4 protein-coding genes and 3 pseudogenes are annotated in these 5,763 nt (G+C 75.1%); 6 read left to right on the forward strand and 1 reads right to left on the reverse strand.

The features are described 5' to 3' along the window. The 6 genes and pseudogenes from JNW89_RS25530 to thiC form a co-directional block, all read left to right on the forward strand. On the forward strand, nt 1-534 hold a 534-nt coding region (locus JNW89_RS25530), incomplete at its 5' end, for an FAD-dependent oxidoreductase (protein ID WP_238450839.1). Continuing rightward, complete coding sequence (thiS, locus tag JNW89_RS25535) at nt 525-725, forward strand: sulfur carrier protein ThiS (protein ID WP_088960276.1); 201 nt, start codon at nt 525-527, stop codon at nt 723-725. The genes JNW89_RS25530 and thiS, both read left to right, overlap by 10 nt. Further along, the gene (locus tag JNW89_RS25540; RefSeq protein WP_238449404.1) at nt 722-1,501 is read left to right on the forward strand and encodes a thiazole synthase; all 780 of its coding nucleotides are present in this window, start codon (nt 722-724) and stop codon (nt 1,499-1,501) included. The genes thiS and JNW89_RS25540 overlap by 4 nt, the downstream gene beginning before the upstream one ends. A 134-nt stretch (nt 1,502-1,635) precedes the next feature. Next, a pseudogene (locus JNW89_RS25545) lies at nt 1,636-2,227 on the forward strand (thiamine phosphate synthase); the annotation flags it as partial. Nucleotides 2,228-2,469: 242 nt separating this feature from the next. After that, a pseudogene (gene thiD, locus JNW89_RS25550) lies at nt 2,470-3,257 on the forward strand (bifunctional hydroxymethylpyrimidine kinase/phosphomethylpyrimidine kinase). Between the two features lie 17 nt (nt 3,258-3,274). Next, nucleotides 3,275-4,867: a phosphomethylpyrimidine synthase ThiC gene (gene thiC, locus JNW89_RS25555; RefSeq protein ID WP_238449402.1), complete on the forward strand. Its 1,593-nt coding sequence runs from the start codon at nt 3,275-3,277 to the stop codon at nt 4,865-4,867. Nucleotides 4,868-4,925: 58 nt separating this feature from the next. Here the strand turns inward: thiC and JNW89_RS25560 are convergent. After that, a pseudogene (locus JNW89_RS25560) lies at nt 4,926-5,763 on the reverse strand (hypothetical protein); the annotation flags it as partial.

The raw sequence follows: 5,763 nt of genomic DNA on the forward strand, positions 1-5,763 counted from the left end.
CTGCCGGTCCGGCCGGTGAAGGGGCAGGTGCTCCGGTTGCGCGCGCCCGGTCGCGGCGCGCCGGACTTCCGGCACGTGATCCGGGGGTACGCCGACGGCGAGTCGGTGTACCTGGTGCCGCGCGCCGACGGCGAGGTGGTCCTCGGGGCGACCGTCGAGGAGCGCGCCGACACCGAGGTGACCGCCGGGGCGGTGCTGCGGCTGCTGCGCGCCGCCGTCGATCTGGTGCCCGACCTCGCCGAGTACGACCTGGTCGAGGCCGCCGCCGGGCTGCGCCCCGGTACGCCGGACAACGCGCCGATCCTCGGGCCGCTGCCCGGCCGGCCCGGTGTGCTGGTCGCCGCCGGCCACCACCGGCACGGCATCCTGCTCACCCCGGTCACCGCCGACCTGATCACCGAGCTGGTGGTCAGCGGCGCGGCGGACCCGCTGCTCGCCCCCTTCGCGCCGGACCGGTTCACCGTCGGCGCCGCCGCCCGAGCCGCCGGCCGGGACCGGATCGCACCCACCCCCGAGGAGGAGACGTGCAACTGATCGTCAACGGTGCCGGCCGGGACCTGCCCGGCGGGTCGACCGTGGCGGACCTGGTCCGCGCGGTCACCGAGCAGCGGCGCGGCCTCGCGGTGGCGGTGAACGGCGAGGTGGTGCCCCGCACCGGCTGGCCGGCGACCGTGCTGCGCGACGGCGACCGGGTCGAGGTGCTCAGCGCCGCCCAGGGCGGGTGAGCGGCGTGACGCTCACCATCGGCACCGTCACCCTCGGGTCGCGGCTCATCCTCGGCACCGGCGGCGCGGCCAACCTGCACGTGCTGGAGCAGGCCGTCCGGGCCTCCGGCACCGAGCTGGTCACCGTGGCCCTGCGCCGGGTGGACACCACCCCCGCCGCGGCCGGCGGGCTGCTCGACGTGCTGGACCGGTGCGGGGTGCGGCTGCTGCCGAACACCGCCGGCTGCTACACCGCCGGCGAGGCGGTGAAGGTGGCCCACCTGGCCCGGGAGGCGTTCGACACCGACTGGGTGAAGCTGGAGGTGATCGGCGACGAGCGCACGCTGCTGCCCGACGGGGTGGAGCTGCTGCGCGCCGCCGAGGAACTGGTCGCCGACGGGTTCACCGTGCTGCCGTACACCTCCGACGACCCGATCCTGGCCCGCCGGCTGGCCGACGTGGGCTGCGCCGCGGTGATGCCGGCCGGCGCGCCGATCGGCTCCGGGCTGGGCGTGACCAACCCGCACCACATCCGGCTGATCCGGCAGAGCGTGGCCGTGCCGGTGATCCTCGACGCCGGCATCGGCACCGCCTCCGACGCGGCGCTCGCCATGGAGCTGGGCTGCGACGCGGTGCTGCTGGCCAGCGCGGTCACCCGGGCCGCCGACCCGGTGGCGATGGCCACCGCCATGCGGTACGCGGTGGAGGCGGGCCGGCTCGCGTACGGCGCCGGCCGGATCGCCCGCCGCTTCCACGCCCTCGCCTCCACGCCCGACGAGGGAAGGCCCGACCTGTGACGGCGACGCGGCAGGTCGTCGACGGGCCGCCCGAGGCGGGCGGAGTGCGCGGTCCACGCCCCGTCGGAACGCGCCCGGACCCGCGTCGAGCCGGCTCGGGGCGGCTCGCCGCGACCGGACCCGCCCGTCCGGAGGTGCCCTCGGGCCTGGTGGTGCTCACCGACCGGTGGCAGGCCCGGCGGCCGCTGCCCGAGGTGGTCGCGGCGGCGGTGGCCGGGGGGAGTGCGCTGGGTGGTGCTGCGCGAGAAGGACCTGCCCCGCGCCGAACGCGCCGCCCTCGCCGCCGCGCTGCGTCCGCTCCTCGCCGAGGTGGGCGGCACCCTGATCGTCGCCGGCCCCGACCCCCTGGACGGCGACGCCGTCCACCTGCCGTCGGCCGGCCCCTACCCGCCACCGACCCTCGGCCTGGTCGGCCGCTCCTGCCACGATCGCGCCGAACTGGCCCGACTCACCACTGAGGACTACGCCACCCTCTCACCCGTCTTCCCCAGCAGAACCAAACCCGGCTACGGCCCACCCCTGCGGGCAGCCGGGCTCGCCGAGCTGATCCAGGCCAGCCCGGTGCCCGTCCTCGCGCTCGGCGGCATCGACACCCCCGACCAGGTGCACGCCTGCGTCCAGGCGGGCGCCGTCGGCGTGGCCGTGCTCGGCGCCATCATGCGAGCCGAAGACCCCACCCAGGCAGCCGCCACCCTGACCGAGGCCCTCCAGGCCGCCAGCCCTGCCACCACCGCCACATCAGCGGTCTCGGCGTTCCCGCCCGTCCCGATGCCGCGAAGCCGGCACGCCCGCGCGGAGGTCTCCGACATGGGGCTGCGGCCGACCGTGCCCACGCAGGGATCAAGCCTGACCGCCCGGAGTGGGCACGGTCGGCCGCAGCCCCCCACAGCGACACCCACAAACCCGGAAGGTCGGCCGCAGCCCCCCACCTCGACACGGCCACCGACAGCGATCACGGGAGAGAACCAGTGACCCCGACGACGGTCCTCACCATCGCTGGCTCGGACTCCGGCGCCGCGCCGGCATCCAGGCCGACCTCAAGGTCTTCGCCGCCCTCGGCGCGTACGGCACCAGCGTGGTCACGGCCGTCACCGCACAGAACACCCGGGGCGTCGACGCCGTGCTGCCGTTGCCCCCGCGCACGGTCACCGAGCAGCTCGACAGCGTGCTCGGCGACTTCCGCGTCCGGGCGGTGAAGACCGGAATGCTCGGCACCCCGGCGGTCGCCGACGCCGTGGCCGAGGCGGCGAAGGCGGGCCGGCTGCCGTACCTGGTCGTCGACCCGGTGCTGGTCGCCACCAGTGGACACCCGCTCGGCGTGGTGGAGGCGGTCGAGCGGCTGCTGCCGTACGCGGAGGTGGCGACGCCGAACTGCGCGGAGGCCGCCGCCCTCACCGGACGCCCGGTGACCACGGTCGAGGAGATGGCGGTCGCCGCCGAGGCGATCGCCGCCGGCGGCCCGGCGCACGTGGTGGTGACCGGCGGTGACGTGGACGCCGGCGGCGAGTCGGTCGACGTGCTGTGCGGCGGCGGGACGACAATCCTGCTGCGCGCGCCCCGGGTGCGGACCCGGCACACCCACGGCACCGGCTGCTCGTTCTCGGCGGCGATCGCCGTCCGGCTGGCGGCGGGCGACCCGGTGCCGGTCGCGGTCGCCGCCGCCAAGGAGTACGTCACCCGCGCGCTGACCGGCGCGCGGGACTGGGAACTGGGCGCGGGACGCGGCCCGCTGGACCACTTCGGCTGGTCCTGTTGACCATCAGGGAGGCTGTCATGCAGGCACGTCGCAAGGTCTACGTCGAGGGGTCACGGCCGGACGTCCGGGTGCCGTTCGCCGAGGTGGAGCTGACCGGGGACAACCCGCCGCTGCGCCTCTACGACACCTCCGGCCCGGGCTCCGATCCGGAGGTGGGGCTGCCGCCGCTACGCGGCGGGTGGATCGCCGAGCGCGGTGACGTGGCCCCGGCGCGCGGTGCGGGCACGCCGTTGGCCGGGACGGACGGGAAGCGGCCCACCCAGCTCGCGTACGCCCGCGCCGGGGTCGTCACGCCGGAGATGGAATTCGTGTCGATCCGGGAGGGGATGGCCCCGGAGTTCGTCCGGGACGAGATCGCCGCCGGTCGGGCGGTGCTGCCGCTCAACGTCAACCACCCCGAGTGCGAGCCGGCGATCATCGGCAAGGCGTTCCTGGTGAAGGTGAACGCCAACATCGGCACCTCCGCGGTCACCTCGTCGGTCGCGGAGGAGGTGGAGAAGCTGACCTGGGCGACCCGGTGGGGCGCCGACACCGTGATGGACCTGTCCACCGGCAAGCGGATCCACGAGACCCGCGAGGCCATCGTGCGCAACTCGCCGGTGCCGATCGGGACCGTACCGATCTACCAGGCACTGGAGAAGGTCGGCGGCGACCCGGTGAAGCTGAGCTGGGAGGTGTTCCGGGAGACCGTCGTCGAGCAGGCCGAGCAGGGCGTCGACTACATGACCGTGCACGCCGGGGTGCTGCTGCCGTACGTGCCGCTGGCGGTGGACCGGGTGACCGGGATCGTCTCCCGGGGCGGGTCGATCATGGCGGCCTGGTGCCTGGCGCACCACGAGGAGAACTTCCTCTACACCAACTTCCGGGAGCTGTGCGAGATCCTGGCGCGGTACGACGTCACGTTCTCCCTCGGCGACGGGCTGCGGCCCGGGTCGATCGCGGACGCCAACGACGAGGCCCAGTTCGCCGAGCTGCGGACCCTCGGCGAGCTGACGACGATCGCCTGGGAGTACGACGTGCAGGTGATGATCGAGGGTCCGGGCCACGTCCCGATGCACAAGATCAAGGAGAACGTGGACCTCCAGCAGGAGTGGTGCCACGAGGCGCCGTTCTACACGCTCGGCCCGCTCACCACCGACATCGCCCCCGCGTACGACCACATCACCTCGGCCATCGGCGCGGCGATGATCGGTATGTTCGGCACCGCGATGCTCTGCTACGTCACCCCGAAGGAGCACCTCGGGCTGCCGGACCGGGACGACGTGAAGGCGGGCGTGATCGCGTACAAGATCGCGGCGCACGCGGCCGACCTGGCCAAGGGCCACCCCGGCGCACAGGCCTGGGACGACGCGCTGTCCAAGGCCCGGTTCGAGTTCCGCTGGTCCGATCAGTTCAACCTCTCGCTGGACCCGGAGACCGCCCGGTCGTACCACGACGCGACGCTGCCGGCCGAGCCGGCGAAGACGGCGCACTTCTGCTCGATGTGCGGGCCGAAGTTCTGCTCCATGAAGATCACCCAGGAGCTGAAGGACTACGCCGCGCGCGGCATGCAGGACAAGTCGGCGGAGTTCCTCTCCTCCGGCGGCCGGGTGTACCTGCCGATGGCCTGACCCTGAAACGACGCCGGTCCGGCGACGGCGGGTGCCGTCGCCGGACCGCTGTGCTTCCTCAGTCCCGGTGGTGCCGGCCGCTGGACCGCAGCGAGCGGCGGCCGCTCTCCGTCTCCGGCTCGTTGTCGGCCAGCGGGCGGCTCAGGCCGGCGACCCAGTCGACGTACTCCTCGTCCTGCGCGGCGAGCGGCTCCGCCTCCGGGTTCTCGGCCGGCGGTTCGGCCCCGCGCGCCTTGTTTCGGCGGAACAGGCTCCGCTTCGGCCGGGACCGGTCGGCCGCCGGCTCCGGCTCGACCTCCGACGACGGCTCGGCCCCGCGAGGTTGGGCACCGGGCATCTCGGCGGCGGGCAGGTCGGTCGCCCGGCTCGCCGTACGGGGGGTGCCGGGCCGGGAGTCGTCCGCGTCCCAGCGGAAGGTGACCGGCTTCGGCTCCTCCTCCGGACCGTGATCCGGGAAGGGCAGGTCGGCGCGGGGCGGCGCCGGCGCGGGGCGGGGCGCGGTGAAGGCGTTCCAGCTCGCCGCGCTGTTCAGGTCGGGCAGTTGGTGCCGGGGGCGGGGCGCCGGCTCGTTGGCGGCGGCGGAAGGGGCACCGGTGGGCGGGATGTGGCGCGCCGGGATGCCGTCCGCGCCCGACGCCCGTATGCCGGGCCGGGGAACCGGCGCGTCGCGGACGTCGTCCCTGTTGGACCCGGCCGCGGGGTACTCGGAGCGGGCCGAGTCGAGCGATGCCGGGTCGGACCGTGCCGGTTCGGACGCTGCCGGGTCGAACCGTGCCGGGTCGAGCGGTCCCGGGTCGAGCCTGGCGGGGTCGAGTTCCGGCCGGTCGAGGCGGTTCCGGTCGAGCGCCTGGTCGAGTCCGGGCCGGTCGAGCCTGGGCTGGTCGGGCGCGCGCTCA

The sequence above is a fragment of the Micromonospora sp. 4G55 genome (assembly GCF_016803375.1).

Excerpts from the sequence above, each read along its gene's own strand:
- thiC (WP_238449402.1), top strand. The coding sequence starts at position 3,275 with ATGCAGGCACGTCGCAAGGTCTACGTCGAGGGGTCACGGCCGGACGTC.